Consider the following 25057-nt stretch of genomic DNA (forward strand, 5'->3'; position numbering starts at 1 on the left):
ATGGACAAGACGCTGTATATCTCCGACGTCACGCTGCGCGACGGCAGCCATGCCGTGCGGCACCAGTACACCGTGGCGCAAACCGTGCAGATCGCGAAGGCGCTGGATGCGGCGCGCGTCGATTCGATCGAGGTCGCCCACGGCGACGGCTTGGCCGGCTCGAGCTTCAACTACGGCTTCGGCGCCCACACCGACCTGGAGTGGATCGCGGCAGTGGCCGAGGCCGTGCACCATGCGCGCGTGGCCACGCTGCTGCTGCCGGGCATCGGCACCGTGCATGACCTGCGCAACGCGCACGCGGCGGGGGCGCGGATCGTCCGCGTCGCCACGCACTGCACCGAGGCGGACGTGTCGCGCCAGCACATCGAGACCGCGCGCGCGCTCGGCATGGACACCGTCGGCTTCCTGATGATGAGCCACATGACGACGCCCGATCGGCTGGCGCAGGAGGCGCTCAAGATGGAGTCGTACGGCGCCACCTGCATCTACGTGGTGGACTCGGGCGGCGCGCTCGGCATGAACGACGTGCGCGAACGCTTCCGGGCGCTGAAGCAGGTGCTCAAGCCCGAAACGCAGACGGGCATCCACGCCCACCACAACCTGAGCCTGGGCGTCGCCAACTCGATCGTCGCGGTGGAGGAGGGGTGCGACCGCATCGACGCCTCGCTCGCGGGGATGGGCGCCGGCGCCGGCAATGCGCCCCTGGAAGTCTTCATCGCCGCGGCGCAGCGTCTGGGCTGGCGCCACGGCTGCGACCTGATGGCGCTGATGGATGCGGCCGACGACATCGTGCGCCCCTTGCAGGACCGTCCTGTGCGGGTGGATCGCGAGACCCTCGCGCTGGGCTATGCCGGCGTGTATTCGAGCTTCCTGCGGCATGCCGAAGCCGCCGCGCAACGCTATGGCCTGAAGGCCGTCGACATCCTGATCGAACTCGGCCACCGCCGGATGGTGGGCGGGCAGGAAGACATGATCGTCGACGTCGCGCTGGACCTCCTCCAGACGCGCACCCCCTGAACGGCCGCCGCAGAGCCGCACACCATAAAAACATTTGGAGACAACCATGAACGCATTGCCGGCCCGGGCGGACGTGCCCGTCCGCGAGGTCATTGACGGCAGCCGCCTGTCGGCTTACCAGGGATTGGTGCTGGCGCTATGCTTCGCCGCCGCCATGCTCGACGGCTTCGACACGGCGGCGATCGGCTACATCGCCCCCGCGCTGCGCGAGGCGTGGCACCTGACCCCGCCACAGCTGGCGCCGGCCTTCGGCGCCGGGCTCTTCGGGCTCATGCTCGGAAGCATGGGGCTGGGCCCGGTCGCCGACCGGTTCGGGCGCAAGCCGGTGCTGCTGATGTCGGTGCTCGTGTTCGGGGTCGCCACCTTGGCATGCGCCGCATCGGACTCGCTCAACACGCTCGTGATGCTGCGCTTTCTCACCGGCCTCGGACTCGGCGGCGCCATGCCCATCTGCATCACGCTGAGCGCGGAGTATTCCCCGCAGCGCCATCGGATGCTCCTGGTCACGCTCAGTTGGAGCGGCTTCACGAGCGGCCTGGCACTCGGCGGACTGGTCGCGGCAGAGATCCTGCCGGTGTACGGCTGGCGCGGGGTGCTGGTGGCGGGAGGCGTGACGCCCCTGGTTCTCCTGCCGGTGCTCGCGCTGTGGATGCCCGAGTCGGTGCAGTTCCTGGCCCAGCGGCCGCAATGCGCGGACGCGTTGCGCCAGATCGTCACCCGCATCGCCGGTCACGATCATGGCGATGGCGTGACCTTCGTCGGAGACCGTCCGGCACAGGAGGGCGCGCCCTTTCCGGGCAGGAACCTGTTCAGCGACGGCATGGCGCAGCGCACCGTGCTGCTCTGGGCGGCCTTCTTCTGCTCGCTCTTCGTGTTCTATCTGCTCACGAGCTGGCTGCCGGTGGTGATGCGGGACCAAGGCCTCACGCTGACCGAGGCCGCGCGCGTCGGCGCGATGGTTCCCCTTGGCGGCACCATCGGCGCGATCGCGCTGGCGCTGCTCATGGACCGGACCGGTTCCCCGCGCGCGCTCATTGCCGCCTACTTCTGCGGGGCAATCGCCGTGGCCGCGATCGGCCTCGCCATCGGCAACGTGGCCGCGCTGACCGCCGTAGTGTTCGTGGTGGGCTTCGGCATCGCGGGGGCGCAGAACGGGATCAACCTGCTGGCAGCGCAGATGTACCCGACCGAGGCGCGCGCCACCGGCGTGAGCTGGGCGCTGGGCGTCGGACGCGGGGGCTCGATTACCGGCTCCCTTGTCGGCGGCACCCTGATGACAACGGTCGGCAGCGTACAGACCTTGTTCGGGATCATCGCGCTTCCGGCGCTGGTTGCCAGCCTGGCGCTGTTCGCTCTGCTGTTGCGGCCGGCCGCTGACCAAACCGGCGCGGGACGCCCGGGAAACGGTGCATCGCTTATCTGACAGCGGCACGACTTTCATATCGATGCGGTCAACCGCGAACCCGTCGAGGCATGGTGTTATCCGGCATCCAGTATCCATTGGAGAAATGATCCGTCGATCTCTCCATCAATTTCTTTGAAGTTGAAGAACAAATACAGCTTCCTTTTTAAGAAACGATGTTGAATACACTGGCCATGCGCAACAACTTCATCCATCTGCGCATTTCACCTTCATTGCAAAGGAGCGTTCAATGAAAACCCAAAAGCGTATTGCCGCCTTGGCGGCGCTGATCCTGCTGGCAACGGCGTCGGTTTCGGCATTTGCCAACAGCACCCAGAAGGCCGATCCGTTCACCGATGGAGGCCTGGCAGGCAAGTCTGCGCCGTACGGCGAACAGGGCAAACTCGGTCAGCCGGATCCGTTCACCGACGGCGCTTGATTGCAGTAACAACATTAGCTTTTCGCGTTCGAAGCCGATGGCCTTTTGGAGCCCGCATCGCTGCGGGTTCCGTCTGAAGACAGCGCCAGGCTGATACCATCAGCTTCACGACAATCGCATTAAAATCGATTCGCCATCCAGATGGATTCCCGTTTTTATTTTTTATGAAAAGCATCGCCGCCTTCATATTGGCGCTCGCGGCCAATATCGGCTGCCTGACGGTTGCGTTCGCCCAGCCCGCGCCGATTGCCGGCAAGGACTACACCCTGCTGCAGACACCGCAGCCCGTCCCGTCGGGCCAGATCGAGGTGATCGAGTTCTTCGGCTATTGGTGCCCCCATTGCAACCGCTTCCAGAACACGTGGGAATCTTGGAAGGCGAAGCAGGGCAAGGATGTCGTGATCCGGCAGATTCCCGTCGACTTCACTGACGCCAGGCTGGCACCGTACTCACGCATCTACTACGCACTCGAAGCCATCGGCAAGCTGGAGGCCAGGAGCCGCAAGGGAACACCGATGCACGCGCGCATGTTCGACGCCATCCACGGCGCGGATCGCCTGTCGCTGCCGCGCGATCCGGCCCAGCAGGAGCGGGTCATCGCGGACTTCATGGCAGGGGAGGGCATCGACCGGAAGGCGTTCCTCGACGCCTACAACGCGTTCGGCGTAAACGCGAATGCCAAGCGCGCCAACCAGCTGACCAAGCAGTATCGTGTCGAAGGCGTCCCTGCGGTGGTGGTGCAGGGCAAGTACGTGGTCTCGCCGGATGAAGGCGGCGGCTATGTCAGTACGCTGCGAACCCTGGATGACCTGGTCCGGCAGGTGCGTGCCGGAAAGATGTGAGCGTCAGCGTCAACCTGACCTGATCGTCGCCGGCCGGCTTCGCGTCCCGGGCACCCAGGCCCTTGGGCGGAAGCCTGCGCAGCCCGCGTTGCGCTACTCGAAGTGGGCCGTCACCGATGGATCGTTGGGCAGTCCCAGGAACTTGACGGTGATGGTCGTGTTCGGCTGCGGCGGCACCGGCGCATTGAAACTGCCCAGGCTCAGCAAATCCCCTCGCTTCAGGGTCACGCCAGATGCCCGAAGTGCCTTGGCGAGCCAAAGCGCGGCGGCAGCGGGATTGCCCAGCAGCGCGTCGCCCTTGGCTCGGGCGAGCTCCTTGCCGGTCTGGTCTTCGGTCGTCACGACGGTCATGCTGGCCAGCGAATCCAGGAACGCTTGCCTGGGCTGCACGGCGATGCGCGGGCCAAGTACGCCGCCGCGGAAGGTGATATTGGTCGCGACCAGCGCCGGCCCCACCGCACCGGTCGAGCGCATGGCATCCGGCAGCTCAATGAAGGGCACGAAGTACGAGATGTGCTGGAGCGCCTCGAGGGGCGATTCGGCGGTCGCCAATCCGGCATCCTTGACGACCGCGACCATGTCCGGCTCATAGAGCAGCTTCGCGCCGATCTTCGGCGATACCGTCGCGCCCGAGTTGAACATGTACTTCCCGAACATGTATCCCCATTCGGGCTCCGTCACCTTGAAGCGCTCCCAGATCGCGGGATTGGTGAAGGCGGCCTTGTAGCCGACCGGGCGGCCTACGGCCAAAGGCAGCAGCCGGGCCAGCTTGTCGCGCGAGCAGCGGGCCTCTTCGAGGGTCAGGTCGTCACCCAGCCCCTTGCTCTCGCGGGGCGCCTTGTAGTCCTCGAAATACGCGGCAACAGCGGCATCGCTCGGACATGCCGCGTGCGCCAGCTGCGCAGCCGCGCCAAGAATCGTCAGCGCCAGGATTGGCACAGTCTTCATGAATTTCCCCCGTTTTCAGCTTAATTCGGCATGCCGCAAGAAATGGCGGAGACACTGTAAGGGCGCGTGCAGCGTTCCAGAAATGACTTAATCGGATATGTGATATGTGCCAATTGCATGTCTCAATAGGGCATGCCCCGTTTCGCTGATGCTGCTTCCGCTTCGCGGTGCCTTGCCCGATGCGCATGCCCCGCAACTTAGCCTCGGAGATGCCTGCCCAAGGCCGGGCAGGCATCTCCCATCCCACTTCGTAAGAGGTCAGCATGAGTACAAACATTTCCGGAGCGGCAAGCCCGACCTTGCCGTCAGCCGGGGCGGGCGCCAACGGGCCGGTCGCGAACCCTCCCGACCTTCCGTCCTCCCTGTTATTCCAGTTCGATCACCCCACCGGGCCGAGCCGTCCGGACCTGCCGCCCGAGCTGTTCTTCAAGCTCGACGAGTCGATCGCGCGCGCGATGCAGGGCGCGGCGCAGCAGTCGCCCGATCCGTCGGCGGGTCCGGAAAGCCAGGGCAACCAGCCAGCCCCCGTTGACGCCGCGCCACCGCAGGAGACCCGGCCCGCCGATCCCCCGCTGGGCAGCGACGTGACCGAAACCGGCGGGACGCCGTCGCCTCTGCAGTTGCAGATTCTCGGCACCCTGAGTCTGTACCTCAACGCCCGGGGCCTGCCGTTCGGCGAGCGCGTGATGACCCGGCAGTCGCTTGAAAGGGCGGCCAACAATGCCGATGCGCCGGCCGACCTGCGTGCGGCCGCGCAGGCGATGCTGAGCGATCCCGCCCTGTATCAGGCCATCGGCGGCAACGACGGGAAGTTCGCGCGCAAGGACATCGACAAGTTCGCCAAGTCCCACCCGCAGGTCCTGACCCGGAACAGCGGCACGCTCACTGACAGCCAGCTGGAAATCATGTCCATCCTGGCCCGCCACAAGGACCAGCTGCCGGTCGGCTGGCAGTCGATCCAGGACAAGATCAACGATCCCAGCACGCCGCCTGACCTGAAGGCTGCGCTGCAGGTGCTGGCCAACGATCCGGCGCTGTTCTCCGCCCTGGGCTCGCCGGGCAAGGGCCACAAGCACAAGGCATCCGGGGACTACCGGATCACGGCCGGCGATGTGAGCCGCTTCATCGACAACCACCCGCAGGTGGAGGAGTACAACCGCAAGAAGGCCGAAGGCTATGTGAAGAACTACATTCCGTCCGACGCGAAGCCGGGCGACAAGCCTTCGGCCATGACGCAGAACGACGCGCTGCGCGAGCTGTACCGCTACTCCGACTACCTGCCGAAGAAGCTGGACATGGAAGCCTTCCAGCGCATCGTCGACGGCGACTCGAACGTCAAGAAGGCGCCGCCGCAGGTGATCGCCGCGGCCGAGTATTTCCTGCAGAACCGCAACGAGTGGGCGAGCCTGAACAAGATGGACGACCCCGACAAGCGGGTGGGCAAGTCGGACTTCCTGCAGCGCGCCGCCTCGGCCGTGCACCTGAGCAAGGAAGATCTGCAGACCGTGTCGACCATCAACAGCAATCTCGACGTGTTCTTCAAGGACGGCCAGAAGATCACCCGCGACCGGCTGGCGGCGATGTCGCAGGACGAGAGCCTGTCTCCGGCCGTGCGCAACGCGGCCAAGCAGCTGCTGCAGGATCCGCTGCTGTACGGGCTGATCAACAACGCGAACTCGGGCTACAAGACGAAGAACGGCTTCTTCAGCTTCGGCGGCCCGACGGTGGATTCCGGCGTGATCGGCAAGAAGGACTTCGAGAAGTTCATGTCGAGCATGACGGACGCCAACAAGACGGTCCAGGCGCGCAAGACGCATCCGGCGAACTCGGAGGCCAGCAAGAGCGCCGTTGCCGACATGGGCATGGGCATGGAAGACCAGCCCGACATCAAGGCGGTCAAGAAGAGCGGCGGCGCGCTGAAGAAGGCCATGGACAAGATCCTCACCATCTACTCGAAGGTGATGGACATCGCGTCGCAGGTCGTTGGTGCGCTGGGCATGATTCCGGGGCTGGGTGAAATCGCGGATGCGCTGTCGATGGGGATGGCCGCCGGGGCCTCGGCGGCCAAGGTGCTGTCGACCCTGCTGAACGGGGGCAGCCTCAAGAAGGCGCTGGCGGAGGCGGGCATCAACCTGGCCTCCGCCGCGCTGGGGGCCGTCGCCGGACCGGAGGCGCGGGTGGCGCTCAAGAACGGCCTGACCAAGATGCTCGTGGAGAAGGTGGCCAACACCGGCATCGATCTGGCGGTCGACAAGGCGAAGTCGTTCGTGGATGGTTACCTGCAGGACCTGAAGGGCCGTCTGCACGCCACCGCGGCCAACGCCGTCAACACGGTCAACACCGGCGTCAACTGGGTGTCGGACAAGACGAAGGACTTCCTGGAGAACCCGGTGCAGAACCTGACGCCCCGTGTGAATATCCCCGGTATCACCCCGTATCAGCCGGGCTATCCGGTGGTGGCGCCGGCGGCCTGACGATCGTTCCCGCTGCCATCTGTACCTCTACGGCTGGCGGACGGTGCTTTGCGCGAGCGGGCACCGTCCGTGTCGGTCGCTCCAAAACCTGGTTTTCGTGCCGGCCGCCGCAATCAGGCACGCCGCGATCGCAAGCCGACTTGAGAAAAAAAGCCCGGCAATGCCGGGCGAACATTGGCGGTCAGGATCTGCCATGGAAGATTGGATTCACATTCCCCGCAGGAACCGTTCAGAACGATGTCCGCAAGCCGCCGGTCACGGCCCACGGCTTGAAGCCGCGCTGCACGGTGGCATAGGCTGCCGCGAGCAGGCCGAACCCCTGGGTCGACTGGCCATTGCTCTGGATCCCCACGAGTCGATTGCGATAACTCTTCTTATCGCAATAGCCACGTGAAAGCGCTAAACTTGCGCCCATGAAAACGCGTCTGCTTCCCGTCGCTCCCTCTGCAGGGACACTTCCAGGCCTCCCCGATGCCGCCGAACTCGCCGTACTGCGCGCCTGGCATGCGGGCCTGTCCGCACGCGAGGCCGTCGAGCGTTACCTCGGCGAGCGGCGAGCGCCCGGGCATTCCTCGCGCGGCATCCTCGGCCGCATTCGGCGCCAGCTCGCGGCGTTCGCGCGTCGGCGCCAACGCGAGGACCTGGCCCTGCTGTTTGAGATCGCGGCAACCGAGCGCGCAAGGCAGGGCAGGGTGGCCGACCAGGCCGTCGAACTGCTGCGGACACTGCCGTTGCCGGAACCCGCCATCAGCGACGATGTGGCACTGTGGCTGGATGCGCGAGCGGTGACGGTGCTGCGGGCGGCCGGCATCGACACCTTGGCGGACCTGACCGTCCGCGTGCCGCGTCGGCGTCGCTGGTGGGCGGCGATTCCCGGGCTCGGTCAGGCCGGCGCTCGACGCATCGAGGCATTCTTTGCCGAACACCCACGGCTCACCGAGCGCGCCAAGGCACTCATCGCCGAGCAGCCGCGCGGCGTGGTGGTCCCGTGGGAGCAGTTGCGCCTGCCGCACGAGGTGGATGGTTCCGAAGGCCAATTCCGCGCGCCGCGCGAGACCTCCGTCCTCACCGCCGACAACGACTATGAGGCGGTGCAGGCGTGGCTCTCGCTGCACGAATCGCCGGCCACCCAGCGCGCGTATCGCAAGGAAGCGGAACGCCTGATCTTATGGGCAATCATCGAGCGCGGCCGGCCGCTGTCTTCGCTGACCACCGAGGATGCCATTGCCTATCGGGGCTTCCTGCGCCGTCCGTCGCCGCATGAACGTTGGGTCGGCCCGGCCCGGCCGCGTGCATCGGCGGACTGGCGCCCCTTCACGGACGGGCTGTCGGCGCGCTCGATCGCGTATTCGCTTTCGGTGCTGGGGGCCATGTTCCGCTGGCTGATCCAGCAACGCTACGTGCTGGCCAATCCGTTTGCCGGCATCAAGGTCAGGGGAGGGGGGCGGACCGCGGCGCTGGATGCCTCGCACGCCTTTTCCGAAGGCGAATGGGCCCTGGTCCGGACCCTCGCCGACGGGCTGGAGTGGTCCTACGGCTGGGAGGCTTCGGCAGCCCAGCGCTTGCGCTTCGTGCTGGATTTTGCCTACGCGACGGGGCTGCGCGCGAGCGAACTGATTACCGCCAGGCTGGGCGGGATCGAAACGGATCGGCAGGGCGATCACTGGCTCAGCCTGATCGGCAAGGGCGGTCGCGCAGGGAAGGTCGCGCTGCCACCACTGGCGCGCACCGCGCTCGATCGCTACCTGGTGGAGCGCGGCTTGCCCGTCACGCAGGCGCGCTGGAATCCCCAAACCCCGCTGATCGGCGCCCTGGGGCTCGATCCCGGCGGCGGCATTACCGGCAGCCGGCTGTGGAGCGTGATGCGGCGCTTCTTCCGGGTGGCGGCCGACCTCATCGAGCACGATCACACCGCGCTGGCCGAGAAACTGCGCAAAGCCAGCCCGCACTGGATGCGCCATACCCATGCCAGCCACGCGCTGGCCCGCGGCGCCGAGCTGACCACGGTGCGGGACAACCTGAGGCACGCATCCATCTCGACCACATCGATCTATCTGCACGGCGACGACGTGAAGCGGGCACGCCAGATCGAGGCGGCGTTTGCGGCGAAATGACGGCGGCCTGGCGCGCGTCGCTGTTCCGGCGGCTGATCAGGAAAGCCGCCCCGGCAGCCCAGCCGACAGCGGCGATCCCTCCATCGCCTGCGGCCCCCTGCAATCGCCCTGCTTGAACAGGACGATGCCATCGCAAAACTGATGGCAGAACCATGCTCCAATACGACCTAATCCTCCGATTACGCTCATTTGGGTACAGCCAATTGCAGGCGCCATTCGTGCAGTCGGAATGCTCGGGTAGCGCGCATTACGAAATTGTTCCTGCCCTACGGCGGAGAATTTAGCCATTGAGAGAAAGAAGGAAGAGAAAATAACGAAGCCATTAACCAGCAGTGAGGTGAATAGCAGCAGGACAATCGTTTGCTCAATTGAATGCCCATGCATGCCGTCCGGCCGCATGGCGGCATAAAGGCGACTGTGCCCCGGGGGCTTGCCTTCAACGCGTCCATTACTGCCCGGGGGCATCACCTTCAAGGTGCGTGTAGTGGATATCGAACGGCTTGTTGGTGATGAACAGGAACGTCACGTCGTTGTCGGCCTGCGCCCCGTGCGACATCGTCGTGCCTTCCGGGAACCACACGAAGCTGCCCGGCCCGAAGGAACCGGCGCTGGTGACCAGAATCCCATCCAGCACGTACATACCGTGGGCACAGTTGTGCCAATGGGAGACATTGGTGAAGCCCGCCTGGTAGCGGATCTTGATCACCGCCATGCCGGTGTCGCCGTCAACGACGCAGATCTTCTGCGGGATCACAGCGTTCAGCTCCGGGACGTCGAGCCTTTCCCAGGGAATCCGGTTGGTATCGACGACCGTCACGTCAGGTTTGCGCATTTCCGACTCCTATCGGGGATGGTGCAGGCACGCTATTGAGAGATCGATACGCGCGCGGGCCGGGGCCACGCCAGCCGCGCTCGACCCCGGGGTTCGCTTCGAATCAGGCACTGGGAAACAGGGGCAGTACGCATTCGGCCAATTCCTGCAGCACGTCGCGCGCTGGCCGCACGCTGTGCCGCAGATTGAATCCCACGTGGTTGGCCCCGAGCCGGGCCAGTGCCTGGAGCTCTTCGATCAACCGGTTGCGGCCGAGCCGATAGCCCAGAAAGATCGGGGAGGGCGCGGTGTCGGGGTCGTCCGCCAGGTCGATGAACATCGATTGGGCGAACGGCAGGAAGGCACCGCCCGCCTGCGTCTCGACCACGCTGCGCCAGAGGTCGAGCCTCGGTCGCTGTGTTTCGACGGGGCGAAAGTAGGTGACCCAGCCATCGAGGTTGCGGGCGATCCACTGCAGGCTCTGCTGCGCGCTGCCGATCGCCAGGATGGGCAGGTGCCGTCCGGTCGGCTTCGGCAGCAGGTCGAGATCGCGCAGGGTGCCGAACGTCCCGGACAGCGCGGGGTAATCTTCCGCCGTGCTGCGCCGGATCACGTCGATGTATTCCCGGTAGACCGCGCCGCGCGCCTCGTGCGAGCGGTTGAAGGCCGGGTATTCCGACGGCCGGTCGCCCGAGGCGGCGCCGAGCAGGAACCGTCCTGCGCTGACGATGTCGACCGATGCGGCGGCCTTTGCCGTGTGCAGCGGATGCCGCAGCGGCAGCACGATTCCGGCCGTGCTGAGCGCGATGGTGCGCGTCACGGTCGCCAGTTGACCCAGCCAGACCCATGGATCGTAGATCTGGCCGGCGTCGTTGAACTGCGGATCGAACAGCGGCACGTCCCGGGTCCACAGCGCTGCGAAGCCGTAGCGGTCGGCGTCCGCGGCAAGGTCAAGCTGTCCGGTCATGTCCGGAATGCCGTGGTCGAGCGGGGCCGTCGGCAGCATCAGGCCCAGGGTCAGCCGGCCCGGCTGGAACATCCGTGCAAAGCCGGGATGCTGCCCGGATCGCGATGAAGTCTGCATGGCGGTGCGTTTTCCGAAAGAGCGGGTGCAATCAGGACACCGGGCAGGCCCCGGTGCCGCAGGCGTGCGTGCGCGCAATGGCGCGGCGCAGTGCCGCTTCGAACGCCGCCACGGATTGCGCGCCGCTCACGGTCTCGCCGTCGATGTCGAACAGGGGAACGCTGCGCACGCCGCCTGCCTGGACGGCCCGTTCGGCTTCGCGAACGTCCCGGGTGCCCTCGTCGCCCGCCAGGAACGCGCTGACCTCGTCGCGCCCCAGTCCGTTTTCGGCGGCGATGTCGGCCAGCACCGCCGCGTCGCCAATATCGCGGCCGTGCTCGAAATAAGCGGAGAACACGGCGTTCGCGATCGGGGTGGCGAGGCCCCGGCGTGCGGCAAACCAGTTGAGGCGGTGGGCGAGGAAGGTGTTGGGCGTCTTGGCGATCGCGGCGTAATCGAACGCGATGCCATCGTCCCTGGCCGCCTCCACGGTGTGTGCGTCAAGCATCCGGCTACGCTCCCAGCTGCCGAACTTGAGCGACCGGTAGGTCTGGCGATCCATGCCCTCCGGACGCATCGCCGGGTTGAGTTCAAAAGGGCGCCACTTCAGCTCGACCGCGACGTCGCCGGGCAGGGCGCCGATCGCTTTCGCCAGCCGGCGCTCTCCAATCAGGCACCAGGGGCAGATGAAATCCGAAGTGATCGTAACGGTGAGCGTCATGGCGGGTCTCCGAAGGCTACGGTGCCATCTTGCTCTCGGCGCGTGAGCGTGATAATCAGGTGCGATTGCAGATGTGCTTTGCATGGAACGCAAAGGTGAACCATGGACAGATTCGGTGCGCTGAGTGCATTCGTTGCCGTTGTCGAGCATGGAGGCTTCGCCCCGGCGGCCCGCCGGCTGGGCCTGGCGCCGTCCTCGCTGACCCGGCAGCTGAACGCGCTCGAGGCAAGCCTGGGCACGCGGCTCATGAACCGCTCGACGCGCAGCGTGACGCTGACCGAGGCCGGCGCGCAGTACTACGACGATGCGCGCCGGATCCTCGAAGAGCTCGACAGCGCCGATCGCACGGTGAGCGAGCTGGCGGGCCCGCCAAGCGGCCTGCTCCGGGTGACCATGCCGGTCGCCTTCGGCAGGCTGCATGTCGCCCCCGCGATCCCGGCGTTCCTGCGCCGGTTTCCCGGGATGCGGCTGGACATCCGGCTCACCGATGCGATGGTGAACCTGGTCGAAGACCGGATCGACGTTGCCATCCGGCTGGGGGCGCTGACCGCGCCGAACCTGGTCGCCCGCAAGCTGGCGCCGCACCGGCGGGTGATCTGCGCCAGTCCGGACTATCTCGGTGAGCATGGGACGCCCGCGCAGCCGCGCGACCTGGCCCATCACAATTGCCTGCTGTTCGACTATCTGACCGGCGACAGCACCTGGACATTGACGCGCGATGGCAAGCGCGAAAAGGTGCCGGTCTCTGGAAACCTGCGGGCCAACGGTTCCGAGCTGCTGCGGGAAGCCGCGATGGGCGGCGCAGGCATGCTCCTGATGCCGACCTGGCTGGTCGGAGACGACATCGCCGCGGGCCGGCTGGTGCCGGTGCTGGAGCCATGGACACCGACGCCGGGCGCGGACGAGGGCGAGGGCGCCATCTGGGCGGTCTATCTCCCGAATCGGCGCGGCTCGAAAAAACTGGCCGGCTTCCTCGATTTCCTCGCGCAGCATTTCGGCGCGCCGCCCTACTGGGAGCGATATCGGTCCTGACCGGAGGGGCGGCGCGGTTGCCCGGGCTGACGCTGCGCACACCCGCCTTTGCGCGCAATGCAAAAGACAAAGCCGGGTGGGCGGGATTATCGAAATCGCGTGAGGGGTACACAGTTGAGGCATTGATGAGGAGAGGCTCATGTGCACTCAGCTCGCGACGCATCCGCATCCGGTCAATCCGGCCCCCCGTGCGCTGGTGATCGGCGGATCGCTCGGCGGCCTTTTCGCCGGCAACCTGCTGCGCCGGATCGGCTGGCACGTCGATCTCTACGAACGCTCCGCGCACGATCTCGATAGCCGGGGCGGGGGGATCGTGCTGCAGCCGGATGTGGTCGAGGTCTTCCGGCGCACCGGCGTCGACCTCGGCGCCATGGACCTCGGCGTCGGGTCCGTCCATCGCACCGTCCTCAGGCCGGACGGCTCGATCCGTTCCAGGCACTTCGCGCCCCAGACCCAGACCTCGTGGTCGCTGATCTACACCACACTGAGAGCGGCCTTCGGCGATGCCCACTACCATCAGGCAAAGACGCTGGCACGGATCGAGCAGAATCCGCCGGCGGGCACCGTGACCGCCCATTTCACCGACGGCTCCAGCGAAACCGCCGACCTGCTGATCGGCGCCGACGGCGGCAATTCGGCGGTGCGCCGGCAATTGTGGCCGGACAAAGTGCCGACCTATGCCGGGTATCTCGCTTGGCGCGGACTCGTCCCCGAAGAGGCGATGCCGCCGACCGCCCGCGAGATGCTGCATGGCGATTTCGGCTTCGCCAACAACCGGGGCTCGCATATCCTCGGCTACCTGGTGCCCGGCGAGCACAATGACGTGCGCCCGGGCCATCGGCTGTACAACTGGGTCTGGTACCGGGTTGCCGACACGCGCCTGCTGGGCGAGATCATGACCGACCGCGAAGGCCGGCCCCGCGGTCACTCCATTCCCGAAGGCATGCTCGACGCGCGGTGGGTGGCCCATCTGCGCGACGACGCCCGCGCGCTGCTGCCCCCGGCTTTCCGCGAGATCGTCGAAGCGACTGCGCAGCCGTTCGCCCAGGCCATCCGCGATCTGGCATCCGACCACATGGTGTCGGGGCGGGTCGTCATCCTGGGCGACGCCGCGTCGATCCCTCGCCCGCACACGGCGGCCAGCACGTCCAAGGCGGCCGCGAATGCGCTGGCGCTGGCCGACGCCCTGCAAGCCTTGCCGGACGATGTACCGGCCGCCCTGTCGCGCTGGGAGCCTGAACAGATCGCATTGGGCAAGGCGCTTCGGCGGCAAGGCATGGAGGCGGGCAACTATCTGCTCTTCCAGCGTCCGCCCGAGGGGCAGGTGGCGTGAGCCGCGGGTTTGCGCGGTCGGCGCGCGCCATGGGCATTGCCCTTGCGCTGCCGGACCTGCCAGGTCCCGCGTGGACTTGCGCTATGCCGCGCGGCCGGCCATCGTGACGGCAGTGGGGCTGCGTTCATACAGCGCCCGGAATTGCGCAACTTCCTCGTGCAGCCACTCGCGCAGGGCACGCACCCTGAAGGTGTCCAGCAAGGGCTGCGGGCAGATGAACCATACGTCCACGGACTCGGCGCGTCGATGTCGAACAGGCGGACGAGCCGTCCGTTGATGATCTCCTGCATGGCGAGCGAACGCCGCACCAGCCCGACGCCCTGTCCCTCCATCGATGCCTGCATCAGCTGCGACGCATCCTGGTACAGCACGCCGCGCCGCGGCTCGGCCCATCCTTCCAGGCCCGCAGCCATGAACCAGGCGCGCCACATTTCGTAGTCGCTGCGCAGCAACGTCACGTCGGCCAGGTCGGCGGGCGTTTTCGGCAAGCGGCCACCGTTGAACGTCGGTGCGCAGGCGGGGAAGAACACTTCATCCAGCAGCGGCTCGACAAACAGGTCCGGGTCGTTGCCGTCGCTGAGGCGCAGTACGACATCGACGTCGTCGCGGTTGAAGTCGGTGATCACGTGCGTGGACTGCAGCTCGACGTCGATTTCCGGGTACCGCTCGATGAAGCGCCCGATGCGGGGCGTCAGCCACCGCGCGGCGAATGAGGGCAGCAGGCTGATGACGAGGCGCCGTTCGCGATCGCCGGTGCGCATCGACTCGGTCGCCGCGGCGATCTCGAACAGCGCGGACCGGATCCGCTCGGCGTAGCGCCGGCCCGGGTCGGTCAAGGTGATGCGCCGGCCGTCGCGCTTGAACAGCACCATGCCCAGCTCGGCCTCCAGCGCCCGGATCTGATGGCTGACCGCACTGTGGGTGACACACAGCGCCTCCGCGGCCCGGGAGAAGCTCTCCAGGCGGGCAGCGGCTTCGAACATCTTGAGGGCGCCGAGATTGGGCAGTTTTCGCAAGTCCATGAGGGGGGTTTCGGGTGCGCATCGCCGGCCGGCTGGCAGCCATGCGGATGGTCAAATATTACTCACAAGACGGCAAAAAAACGTCGTTTTGCACAAGTGGGGGATCGGGCTAGGATGCAAGCATCTTAAGGGAAAACACCATACGGGGATCGGCTTGCCGAACCGGTATTGGAAAATCCTGCTCAACCATCCCTGTTCGGGTTTCAAGCGGATGCAGCGGTGCCGGCGCCGGTCGATCGGGGCCTCGCGACCCCGGTGGACGTCGAACGGCTCATGTCAATGGAAGAACCCCGACCGATGGGAACCGCTGAACCGTCTTGCCGCTGGGGCATCCTTGGCACCGCGGGCATCGCAAGGAAGAACTGGCACGCCATCCTCCATTCCGGCAACGGCCGGATCGTGGCGGTCGGGAGCCGCTCGGCGCAGACCGCGCAGCGCTTCATCGCCGAATGCCAGGCGTCGGCGCCGGCTCCCTACGCCGTCGAGGCCGTCGAAGGGTACGACGCGCTGATCCGGCGGCCGGATATCGACGCGCTTTACATTCCGCTGCCGACGGCGCTGCGCGCGGAGTGGGCCATCAAGGCGGCCCGGGCAGGCAAGCACATCGTCATCGAGAAGCCTTGCGGCGTCACCTCGGCCGACCTGCTGCGCATCATCGATGCCGCCAACGCCGCCGGCGTGCAGTTCATGGACGGCGTGATGTTCATGCATTCGTCGCGGCTGCAGGCGATGCGGTCTGTTCTGGACGACGGCGCGAGCGTCGGCGACATCCGGCGCATCACCAGCCATTTCAGCTTCGATGCGGATGCGGCCTGGGTTGAGCGCAACAGTGCGGTCGAGCCGGCGGGGTGCCTGGGCGACGTGGGCTGGTACAGCATCCGGCTGGCCCTGTTCGCGATGCAATACAGCATGCCCGTCGAAGTGCGTGGCCGCATCTTGCGCAGCGTGAAGCGGCCCGACGGCGCGGGCGTCGTGCCGACTGAGTTCGTGGGCGAATTGCTTTTCGACAATGGCGTCACCGCGGCCCTCTACAGCGCCTTCACCACGAGCCGCCAGCAGTGGGCCGACATCAGCGGATCGAAGGGCTATCTGCACTTGAAAGACTTTGTCCTGCCGCACTACGGAAACGAGGTCGCATTCACCGTGGGCAATGACCGCTTCGGCGGCGACGGCTGCTTCTTCAACCTGGAGCGGCACGAGAAAACGGTGTCGCTGCCCGAATACAGCAACAACCATCGCACCGCGCAGGAAACCGGCCTGTACCGGACCTTCGGCGGCCTTGTCCTGTCCGGCAAGCGGGAGCCGTTCTGGCCGGAAGTCGCGCTGAAGACGCAGCGCGTCATGGATGCCTTGCTGCTATCCGCCAACGCCGGCGGGGGCCCGGTCGCGCCGATCCCGGCCTGAACCCAAGCCCGGCGATGCGGAGGTAGAAGCCTGCATCGCTGCCATATGGGGCCGTGCATGTTCCGGCGCTCTGTTCCGAAACACGCCCATCCGCCAAGGTCTTGCAACGACACCGGTCACGCAGGACGCATTGCGCCGAAAGGCCCTGCCACAGGCGGGTCTGCGCCCTGACGCCGCCATTTTTCCTGAACAGAAAGGACGATCGCACTGCCATGGGAAACCAGTTCTCGATCAACCGGAACCGTCCGGCCAACGCCGGCGAAGCGCATGCCTCGTCGACCGAAGCGAAGCCCGCGCCGGATGCCGCCAGCCCATCGCGTCAGGTGAGGGTCGCCACTGCCCCGTCAATACTGGAGGGCCTGAGAAAGCTGCGATTGCCTTTCAACTTCGGGGCGAGGGTGCCGCCGCTCCCGGAGGAAACATGGGCCGAGATCGCTCGCCGTGTCGATACCAAGACCTTGCACAGGATGCGCGCCGTCAGCAAGACCCTGAAGGCGGCGGCAGACACCGAGATCCGGCAACTGACCGTCAACACCGTGGAGGCCCTCCAGGCGGCGAAGCGTTACGCTTGCCTGGAAACACTGAAGATGGACGGCTATTTCGGCGACGCAGACCTGGAAGGGTTGCCCGCGTCCCTGAGGGAGCTGGATCTGTTCTCGACCCGCTACGTCTCGGCCAAAGGGCTCGCCCATCTGAGCAAGCTGCCGCTTGCGCGCCTGAAAGTCAGGGCCAACGGAATCCATGCGGAGGCAGCGCGGGCACTGGCTGCCAGCACGACGCTCACCGCCCTCGACATCCGCGGCAACGGGATCGGTGACGCAGGTGCGCAGGCGCTGGCCGCCAATACCTCGATCACGTCGCTCGACGCCAGCTTCAACGACATCGGCGTGGCGGGCGCCCGGGCGTTGGCCGCCAACACGACGCTCACCTCGCTCGATCTCGGCTTCAACGCCATCGGCGATGAGGGGCTGCAAGCACTGGCCACCAACACCACGCTCACCTCGCTGACCGTCGGGTCATGCGAGATCGGCGATGCGGGAGCGGCCGCGCTGGCCAACAACACGGCGCTGACTTCGGTCGACCTCACGTGCAACCACATCGGCGAGGAGGGGGCGGAAGGGCTGGCTGCCAACACTGTGCTGACTTCGCTCGACCTCACGCGCAACAGCATCAGCGACAGGGGGGCGGCAGCGCTGGCCGGCAACACGACGCTGACTTCACTGTGCGTCAACTTCAACGACATCTATGGAAGGGGGGCGCGTTGGCTGGCCGAGAACACCACGCTCACCACGCTGGATATCAGCTACAACCCGATCGGTGATTGGGGCGCACTCGGCCTGGCCGACAATACGACACTCCGTTCGCTCAGCGTCGTCGCCGGTCGGATCGGCGTTGAAGGCGCGCAAGCGCTGGCCGGCAACACGACATTGACCGCGCTGGATATCAGCGTGAATGCGATCGGCAATGAAGGCGCGCAGGCGCTTGCCGCTAACGCCACACTCACCACACTGAGCCTCCGGAGCGGCGAGCTCCGGGCCGCCGCCGCGGAAGCATTCAAGGCGAACACCACGCTGGCCTCGCTCGACATCGGCGAGAATCGCATCGAGGCTGCGGGCGCGCAAGCACTGGCCGACAACACTGCGCTCACCACGCTCCGCGTCACCGGCAATCAGATCGGTATGGCGGGCGCGCAAGCACTGGCTGCCAATCGCAGCCTGACCAAGCTCAATATCAGCCAGAATGACATCCGGTCCGCGGGCGCGCAGGCACTGGCTGCCAACACCTCGCTCACCTCACTGGATGTCAGCAGCGCCTCGATCGGCGCGGCGGGTGCGCAAGCGCTGGCCGCCAACACCTCGATCACCTGGCTCAACATCAACGACAATCACATCGGCGATGCGGGCGCGCAGGCGCTGGCCGCCCACCCGGCACTCACCTCGCTCTACGCCTGCGACAATTTCATCGGTACCGCGGGCGTGCAAGCGCTGGCCGCCAATACCAGGCTGACCTCGCTCAGCATCTGGGGCAATCGGATCGGCGATGCGGGCGTGAAAGCGCTGGCCGCCAACACCACGCTCACCAAGCTCACCATCGGCAAGCGGGTCGACAAGCAGCTCGGCGAACAGATCGGAGACCTGGCATGGCAAGAGTTGATGGCATCGGTTGACCGGAGCGGCATGACGTTCCATTCCCTGTAGGATCGCCCCGCGCCGGGCAGGACGGACCACGGCGGGAACGCAGCGGCCCCGGAACTGAGTTTGAGCGGGAGTTGATCGCCGAACGCACCGTGACTGGTCTGGCCTCGGCGCTGGCGCAAAGGCGGAAGACTCTTCAAGATTCAAGATGACAGCCGCCAAGCTGCGCCTAGCAATGGCAGCAATGGGACAACCCGAAACCAAGGTCGGCGATCTGTGCAAAGAGCTTGGCATCACGCGCCAGACGTTATGCCGGCACGTCGCACCAAGGGGTGAACTACGTCCTGACAGCGTGAAGCTGCTAGCGCTGGCCTGAGATTTGACCCGAGGTCTTGATCATTCTTAGCACCTTCTCTATAATTGAGTGCGCACTCAATCATCTAAGGTTTTTCTCGTATGGCACGCCCTCGTAGTGAAGACAAACGCCAAACCATACTTCGGGCAGCGACGCAGCTGTTCGCCGAGGAAGGACTGAACGCGCCCACGGCCCGGATTGCGAAGGCAGCAGGCGTGGCCGAAGGAACAATCTTTACCTACTTCGCCAACAAGGATGTGCTGATGAATCAGCTCTACTTGGAGCTGAAAAGCCAGCTTCGCTTAGCTTTGGTTCCACCTCCGGAATCGGCTGCGCTGCGAGAGCAGGTCTGGCTGGCCTGGCGGACCTATGTGAATTGGGGTGTTGCGCATCCCGAAGAGCATCAGGTCCTAGCAAAGCTAGCGCTGTCACCCAAGATCACCGAAACAACCCAGGCCGAGGGCAGCCGGGCTTTTTGTGATGTCTCGTGCTTGCTCGAACGCGCTATGGCCGAGGGAGCCTTGCGAAACCAATCCCCGGAGTTTGTCGGGGCCATGATGGGGGCAATGGGCGATGTCACGATGGTGTTTATCCGAAACAATCCCACCTCGCTAGAAGCCACATGCCAAGACGGCTTCACTGCGTTCTGGAACGCAATCACTGGGGTGTGATTTTTTTTGGTTTTAATTGATTAAGTAGGCACTCATAATGATGGTGAAATCATGAGAATCATCCTTTTCGGTGCATCCGGCATGGTGGGTGCCAGTGCCTTGCGTGAAGCGCTCAAGGCGCCAGAGGTGGAGTCCGTGCTGTGCATCGGACGACGTTCGTGTGGCATCGAACACCACAAACTGCGGGAGCTTCGGCTACCTGATCTGTTTGACTTCGCTGCTGTGGAGGACCAACTCACCGGTTTCGATGCCTGCATCTGGGCTATCGGGATCAGTTCCGTCGGGCTTGATGAGATCGCGTATGCGAAGGTGACAGAAGAGCTGACGCTCGCCTGGGCGGACGTCTTGCTGCGCCTGAATCCTGAATTTTCTTTCTGTTACTGCTCGGCCGGTGGTGCAGGCGGACGCTCGATGTGGGCGCGGGTACGCCAGCGTGTCGAGAGGGCGCTTCAGGCCATGCCGTTCAGGCATGCCGGTGCGGTGCGTCCCGGATTCATCCGCCCCGGGCCGGGCATCCGCAGTCGCACACCAGCCTATCAGGCCGGAATCGTGTTGCTGACACCCATCTTCCCGCTCTTTCCGTTCTTCGTGCGCGTTTTCCCCTTCCTGTTCACCACGTCCGAGATTCTCGGACGCGCAATGCTGCGCGTAGTGGAGGGGCGCGCGGACCGCTTCATTCTTGAATCCACCGACATCAACCGACTTGGCGCCTGAGCTGACCGGAAAAACGCGCCGCTCATCCTTAGGAGAACCCCATGCAAGACCTGAAGAACAAAGTATTTCTGGTGACGGGCGCCACTGACGGCATTGGTAAAGCCGCAGCGACCGAATTTGCCAAGCGGGGTGCAACGGTGACCCTGGTCGGCCGCAATAAGGCAAAGACCGAGGGCGTCGTGGCCGAACTGAAAGCCGCAACCGGGAACGAAAATCTCGACTATCTGCTGTGCGATCTCTCGCGCATTGCCGAGGTCAAGCGCATGGCTGAAGCCTTCAAGGCCAGCCACGACCGCCTAGATGTCCTGATCAACAATGCCGGTGCCACCTTCAAAGCCCCTGTGCTGGGTCCGGATGGCTATGAGCTGACTTTTGCGCTGAATCACCTTGCCTACTTTCAGCTCACTACCTCGCTGCTCGATCTGATTCGCAACACCCCGGGTGCGCGTGTTGTGTCGACTTCGAGTTCGATGCAGGCGCGCGGCAAGATCCAACTTCCGGACATCGCTACCTCGCTTGAAGGTTCAGGGCCGAATGCCTATGCGGCATCCAAGCTCGCCAACATTCTTTTCACGAAGGAACTTCAGCGCAGACTGGCTGGCACTACGGCTGTGGCCAACTGTTTCGAGCCAGGCATGGTGCGCACGCAGTTTGGCGGATTCGGCTCCGATCAGGGCTTCCTGCTGAACATCGTGTATGCGCTGGCCAAGCCCTTCACAAGCACACCGGAGCAAGGCGCCGATTCGCTGGTCTGGCTGGCGACGTCGCCGGAGGCAGCATCGTTGCAAGGGCAGTACGTTTCCAAGCGACGTCCTGTGACACCTCAGAAGCAAGCGCTGGACGCGAAGCTCGCGGAAGACCTTTGGGTGCTGAGCGAGAAACTTTGCACAAGGGCAAGCGGACGTGATTGATGTTGCTGCCGTGCGCGCCAAAGCAGGCCGCTATTCGTAGTGCATCTGACGCTGCCAATTCGTGCAGCCGTCTTCTGATTCACCATCAGCTTCAACGCGAAGGGCTTGCCTACCAGCTCAAGTCCATCGAGCAGGTGCAGCAGATCACCGAGGAGCGGCTGCGCGAATACAACGAGCAGTGCACTCGTGGCACCCCGGGGGGCTCTGGCTGTTCCTTGGGGGTGGATCAATTGATCCCCTTGTCTCATAACATCAGGCCAGATGCTGACGGGTCAACGAGGCAAGCGCGGCTCGAATGAGGCCGATGCGCTTGGCCTCGTAGGAATTGCTGTAGGTACGCAGCAATTGCCGGGAAGTTGTGCGCAATTGTGCGCGAGTGTGCGCAAGTTTCGCGCGGCCATCCGCCCGCGGGCCCGCCGACATACACTGCGCGTCATTGCAAGAAAACGGGGTGTGGGCGATGGCCGAGGCGCCGCTCAAGACCAGGGTGCTGCTGATCGAGGACGACGATCGCCTGGCGCAGCTGGTCAGCGAATATCTGGGCAACTACGAATTCACGGTCGAGGTGGTCCGGCGCGGCGACATCGCGGTCGCGGCCGTGCGCGAGCATCGGCCGGCGCTGGTGATCCTCGACCTGATGCTGCCGCACATGGACGGCATGGAGGTGTGCCGGCGCATCCGCGCGTTCTCGCGCGTGCCGGTGCTGATCCTGACGGCACGTGTCGATACCTACGACCAGGTCGCGGGCCTGGAGATCGGCGCCGACGACTATGTGCTCAAGCCGGTCGAGCCGCGCCTGCTGGTGGCGCGCGCCCGTGCCTTGCTGCGCCGCGTGGCGTCCGCCATGCCGGCCGCCGAGCCCGCCACCCCGCGCGACGATACGCTGGTGTTCGGCGAGCTTGCCATCTCGCCGCCCAACCGCACCGTCACCTGGCGCGGTCAGCCGGTCGAGCTGAAGACGGCCGAGTTCAACCTGCTGTTGATCCTGGCGCGCGCGGCCGGCACCGTGCTCAGCCGCGACGACATCCTCAAGCAGCTGCGCGGCATCGAATTCGACGGGCTGGACCGTACCGTCGACTCCGGCATCTCGCGCCTGCGCCGCCGCTTCGGCGACGCCTCGCCCGAGCCGCACAAGATCAAAACTGACGGTGACCCGGGGTACCTTCGCGGCGGTTCTGCAAGCCCGACGCGCCTTCGCCCTGATACCGACGCAGCAGGCGCAGCGTCTACCGCGTACTGAGTCCCAGCCGAGCCGCCGCGATACCAGTCTTCAGGTGTCCGTCCGACAGGGCTTGCAGAACCTTGAGTCGATCCAACTGGCGCATCGTCATGGTGATCGTGTCCGGTCGCATGGCGGCTCCCTGGCTGGCTCAAGGCTGTACAGGTTACCCGGATCAACTCGGACATTTGAATCTGGCCATATGCGGACATTAGGATCTGGCTGCGACAACTCATGTCCAGGGCGTTCTGAAATGTCACCCTACCAGCCAAATTCAAATGTCGGCACGGGCGTGCGCTTTGTGCTGTGTTTGATTCTTTTTGGGTTGTCTCCGTAGGGCGGTGGTGCGGGTGGCCGGCGAGCTCGGCAGCGGTGGCGGACCAACTTGGTGGATGGCCCGCTCCAAGTCCAATCGATTGATCTGCCGCTGCCGCTTGGTCTGCGGGGCGGGGTGCGTGGGGCGCGGCGGCTCGCCCGCCAGCGTGCGCGACGGCCCGACCTGCCGTCGATCATCCCGCTGTGCTTGTAATTCGGCTGCAATCGCCAGCGTGTGCCCCAATCGTTTGTTGTCGACGATCGCGCCCTGGTCGATTTCCGAGAGGCGGTCATAGGTGGTGTAGGGCAGGGCAGTACCATCGGCCCACAGCTCGATCTTGCCGTCCGGATATTCCGCGACCTCAACATACCGATGGATCCACCGCCGGGACTCAGGCCGGTCCTCCAGCAGGTACATCACCTTGGCGTACTGCAAGGTCAGGTTCTGCGACACCTTGCGCCATTCGCGCCAGCAGAAGATACGCGCCAGGTCCTCATCGCCACGCAACGGCCGGTGCGCATCGAAGTCGCTGCGCGGCACCTTGGCAAAACGCGCATTGAAGTCCGCGATAAACGTCGTCGCGTAGGCGTTGGCCGCGTCCATCGAGCCAATCCCGCGCAGCCGCAACTCCTTGACCAGGCGGTCCTGCAGCACGCCGTTCATGCGCTCCACACGGCCTTTGGCCTGACTGGTGTTGGCACACAGGATGTCGATGTTCAGCTCGAACAGCGCGCGCCCAAACTGCGTGTAGCCGCGCCCCTCGGCGTTCTCTCGGGCGTTGACCCGGAACACGCCAGCCTTATCCGAATAGAACGCCTGCGGCTTGCCATGACGCTCCACGTAGGCCTGCGTGGCCGCAAAATACGCCTGCGTCGATTCGGTCGGCACGAACAACAGCTGCATCAGCCGGCCGGTCGCGTCGTCGACGTAGACCAGCAGCGTACAGGCCGGCGCCCGATCCTCGAACCAGGCGTGGTCGCTGCCGTCGATCTGCACCAGTTCGCCCAGGCATGCGCGCCGGTTCCTCGGCTGGTGCACCTTGGGGGGGCGCAGCTTGCGCGGCACCCAAAAGCCCGCGTCGATCATGATCCGGCGCACCGTCTCCTTGGCCAGATCGATGCCATGGCGCTCCCGCAGCTTCTCGCAAGCCAGCGTCGGGCCAAAGTCCGCATAGCTGTCGCGGATCAGCCCGCGAATGCGGGATTCCAGCCCGGGCGGCAGTTGGCGGTTGCTGCTATGGCCACGCTTGCGCGAACCCAGACCGCTCGGACCATCCTCACGATAGCGCAGCACCAGCCGTTCGACGTGCCGCCTGGACAAGCCGAGCCGCTCAGCGGCGCGCCAAACCGCCAAGCCATGGTCAACCACTGCTTGAATCACCTTGAGTCGGTCCAGTTCGCGCATCGTCATGGTGACGGCCTCGGGCTTCGGCATCGCAGCCTCCAGTCTCGAACAGACGGGAAACCGCCAGCATGCCTGGGTTAGCCTAGGGGTACGACATTTCTATTTGGCTCAGATGCGGACATTAGGATCTGGCTGCGACAACTCAAAATCGCATAATTATTGTTATGTTAAATAGAAGACGCCACCGAATTCATGAATGGCGCGGACAACCACCCCTTCATCTCATCCATTCCCGCAGGCATCTACCGCGGCCTGCTTCGCTACGACAAGGCCGATCACTGGCGAATTCAACTTGACTGGGTTCCCACAACCGTCCCGACATCCAGATCCACGGCGGCAACGTGCCTGACGATTCGCAAGGCTGCGTTCTCGTCGGCATGGCGCTTCAGAATGGAGAAAGGTGCCATGTTCTCGATTCGGTCAAGGCCTACGCTCTTCTGAGGAATGCGTTCGATGGAACGTCCACACCGGTTTCGACACCGGACAAGACGATCACCGTCGAGTTCGTGGACCAAAAGCGCCGGCAAGATTTGGAGACGGCCCCAATCCTAGTGATTCAATCATCGTTCCTGGCATATCAGTACTTTCCGAGACCAGCCGCCAGACAAACGCGGCAACGATCCGCCGCACGCTTTTTTTGCACCAGGGCAACGCTTGGTAGATGCTCGTTACCAGCAGCATCGGCTTGTCGCACCGGCTGAGCCGGACGT

Annotated in this window: 22 protein-coding genes and 2 pseudogenes; 16 read left to right on the forward strand and 8 right to left on the reverse strand. The window is 65.1% G+C overall.

All coding sequences use genetic code 11. The annotated features are described in order from the left end of the window. From dmpG to GO999_RS18520, 4 genes are all read left to right on the forward strand, one after another. Entirely contained in the window at nt 1–1017 is a 1017-nt protein-coding gene (dmpG, locus tag GO999_RS18505; RefSeq protein ID WP_211907094.1) for a 4-hydroxy-2-oxovalerate aldolase, read from the forward strand. A 46-nt stretch (nt 1018–1063) separates the two neighbouring features. After that, nucleotides 1064–2440: an MFS transporter gene (locus tag GO999_RS18510; RefSeq protein WP_211907095.1), complete on the forward strand. Its 1377-nt coding sequence runs from the start codon at nt 1064–1066 to the stop codon at nt 2438–2440. A 229-nt stretch (nt 2441–2669) separates the two neighbouring features. Continuing rightward, nucleotides 2670–2858: a hypothetical protein gene (locus GO999_RS18515; protein ID WP_029240533.1), complete on the forward strand. Its 189-nt coding sequence runs from the start codon at nt 2670–2672 to the stop codon at nt 2856–2858. 164 nt (nt 2859–3022) lie between these two features. After that, nucleotides 3023–3700, forward strand: coding sequence for a thiol:disulfide interchange protein DsbA/DsbL (locus tag GO999_RS18520; RefSeq protein ID WP_011004195.1), 678 nt, complete (start codon nt 3023–3025; stop codon nt 3698–3700). 93 nt (nt 3701–3793) lie between these two features. On the opposite strand, the gene GO999_RS18525 is transcribed toward GO999_RS18520, so the two are convergent. After that, nucleotides 3794–4648 carry a 2-keto-4-pentenoate hydratase gene (locus tag GO999_RS18525; protein WP_211907096.1) on the reverse strand — a complete coding sequence of 285 codons (855 nt, stop codon included), beginning with the start codon at nt 4646–4648 and terminating at the stop codon, nt 3794–3796. 263 nt (nt 4649–4911) lie between these two features. Here GO999_RS18525 and GO999_RS18530 point away from each other — a divergent pair, with 263 nt between their 5' ends. Next, nucleotides 4912–7122, forward strand: coding sequence for an HrpF/NolX family T3SS translocon protein (locus GO999_RS18530; RefSeq protein WP_211907097.1), 2211 nt, complete (start codon nt 4912–4914; stop codon nt 7120–7122). Nucleotides 7123–7351: 229 nt separating this feature from the next. On the opposite strand, the gene GO999_RS24990 is transcribed toward GO999_RS18530, so the two are convergent. Beyond that, a complete protein-coding gene (locus tag GO999_RS24990) occupies nt 7352–7474 on the reverse strand; it encodes a hypothetical protein (protein WP_260505238.1) in 123 nt (40 codons plus the stop codon). Between the two features lie 61 nt (nt 7475–7535). Between GO999_RS24990 and GO999_RS18540 the strand changes: the two genes are divergently transcribed. Continuing rightward, on the forward strand, nt 7536–9236 hold the full coding sequence (locus GO999_RS18540; RefSeq protein ID WP_211907099.1) for a site-specific integrase: 1701 nt from the start codon (nt 7536–7538) through the stop codon (nt 9234–9236). A 36-nt stretch (nt 9237–9272) separates the two neighbouring features. On the opposite strand, the gene GO999_RS18545 is transcribed toward GO999_RS18540, so the two are convergent. The 4 genes from GO999_RS18545 to GO999_RS18560 all read right to left on the reverse strand — a co-directional run bounded on the left by GO999_RS18545 (nt 9273) and on the right by GO999_RS18560 (nt 11831). Continuing rightward, a complete protein-coding gene (locus GO999_RS18545; RefSeq protein ID WP_211907100.1) occupies nt 9273–9710 on the reverse strand; it encodes a hypothetical protein in 438 nt (145 codons plus the stop codon). Beyond that, nucleotides 9685–10068 (reverse strand): cupin domain-containing protein, encoded by a 384-nt coding sequence (locus tag GO999_RS18550; protein WP_011004204.1) that lies wholly within the window; start codon nt 10066–10068, stop codon nt 9685–9687. The genes GO999_RS18545 and GO999_RS18550 overlap by 26 nt, the downstream gene beginning before the upstream one ends. 103 nt (nt 10069–10171) lie before the next feature. Next, nucleotides 10172–11131, reverse strand: a complete 960-nt coding sequence (locus GO999_RS18555; RefSeq protein WP_011004205.1) for an LLM class oxidoreductase — start codon at nt 11129–11131, stop codon at nt 10172–10174. A 31-nt stretch (nt 11132–11162) separates the two neighbouring features. Beyond that, entirely contained in the window at nt 11163–11831 is a 669-nt protein-coding gene (locus tag GO999_RS18560; RefSeq protein WP_011004206.1) for a DsbA family oxidoreductase, read from the reverse strand. 102 nt (nt 11832–11933) lie between these two features. Here GO999_RS18560 and GO999_RS18565 point away from each other — a divergent pair, with 102 nt between their 5' ends. Next, entirely contained in the window at nt 11934–12863 is a 930-nt protein-coding gene (locus GO999_RS18565) for a LysR family transcriptional regulator (RefSeq protein ID WP_016723109.1), read from the forward strand. A gap of 139 nt (nt 12864–13002) precedes the next feature. Next, a complete protein-coding gene (locus tag GO999_RS18570; protein ID WP_011004208.1) occupies nt 13003–14196 on the forward strand; it encodes an FAD binding domain-containing protein in 1194 nt (397 codons plus the stop codon). A gap of 81 nt (nt 14197–14277) precedes the next feature. On the opposite strand, the pseudogene gcvA reads toward GO999_RS18570, so the two are convergent. Then, nucleotides 14278–15218, reverse strand: a pseudogene (gcvA, locus tag GO999_RS18575) (transcriptional regulator GcvA). Between the two features lie 297 nt (nt 15219–15515). Here gcvA and GO999_RS18580 point away from each other — a divergent pair. From GO999_RS18580 to GO999_RS18605, 7 genes and pseudogenes are all read left to right on the forward strand, one after another. Continuing rightward, a complete protein-coding gene (locus GO999_RS18580; protein WP_028854351.1) occupies nt 15516–16622 on the forward strand; it encodes a Gfo/Idh/MocA family protein in 1107 nt (368 codons plus the stop codon). A 53-nt stretch (nt 16623–16675) separates the two neighbouring features. Next, on the forward strand, nt 16676–18820 hold the full coding sequence (locus GO999_RS18585; RefSeq protein WP_249215115.1) for an F-box protein: 2145 nt from the start codon (nt 16676–16678) through the stop codon (nt 18818–18820). 56 nt (nt 18821–18876) lie between these two features. Then, nucleotides 18877–19133: pseudogene (locus tag GO999_RS24830) on the forward strand (recombinase family protein); the annotation flags it as partial. A gap of 80 nt (nt 19134–19213) precedes the next feature. Beyond that, a complete protein-coding gene (locus GO999_RS18590; protein ID WP_071015067.1) occupies nt 19214–19783 on the forward strand; it encodes a TetR/AcrR family transcriptional regulator in 570 nt (189 codons plus the stop codon). A 51-nt stretch (nt 19784–19834) separates the two neighbouring features. Continuing rightward, nucleotides 19835–20497 (forward strand): Rossmann-fold NAD(P)-binding domain-containing protein, encoded by a 663-nt coding sequence (locus tag GO999_RS18595; protein ID WP_016723104.1) that lies wholly within the window; start codon nt 19835–19837, stop codon nt 20495–20497. Nucleotides 20498–20538: 41 nt separating this feature from the next. Then, nucleotides 20539–21408, forward strand: coding sequence for an SDR family oxidoreductase (locus GO999_RS18600; RefSeq protein WP_104072374.1), 870 nt, complete (start codon nt 20539–20541; stop codon nt 21406–21408). Between the two features lie 460 nt (nt 21409–21868). After that, nucleotides 21869–22648, forward strand: a complete 780-nt coding sequence (locus tag GO999_RS18605) for a response regulator (RefSeq protein ID WP_249215128.1) — start codon at nt 21869–21871, stop codon at nt 22646–22648. Nucleotides 22649–22901: 253 nt separating this feature from the next. On the opposite strand, the gene GO999_RS18610 is transcribed toward GO999_RS18605, so the two are convergent. Beyond that, on the reverse strand, nt 22902–24377 hold the full coding sequence (locus GO999_RS18610; protein ID WP_023470149.1) for an ISNCY family transposase: 1476 nt from the start codon (nt 24375–24377) through the stop codon (nt 22902–22904). 311 nt (nt 24378–24688) lie between these two features. Between GO999_RS18610 and GO999_RS25110 the strand changes: the two genes are divergently transcribed. Further along, complete coding sequence (locus tag GO999_RS25110; RefSeq protein WP_408004895.1) at nt 24689–25048, forward strand: hypothetical protein; 360 nt, start codon at nt 24689–24691, stop codon at nt 25046–25048. The last annotated feature ends 9 nt before the right edge of the window (nt 25049–25057 follow it).

Origin of the sequence: Ralstonia nicotianae (assembly GCF_018243235.1) — a bacterium.
GTDB lineage: Bacteria > Pseudomonadota > Gammaproteobacteria > Burkholderiales > Burkholderiaceae > Ralstonia > Ralstonia nicotianae.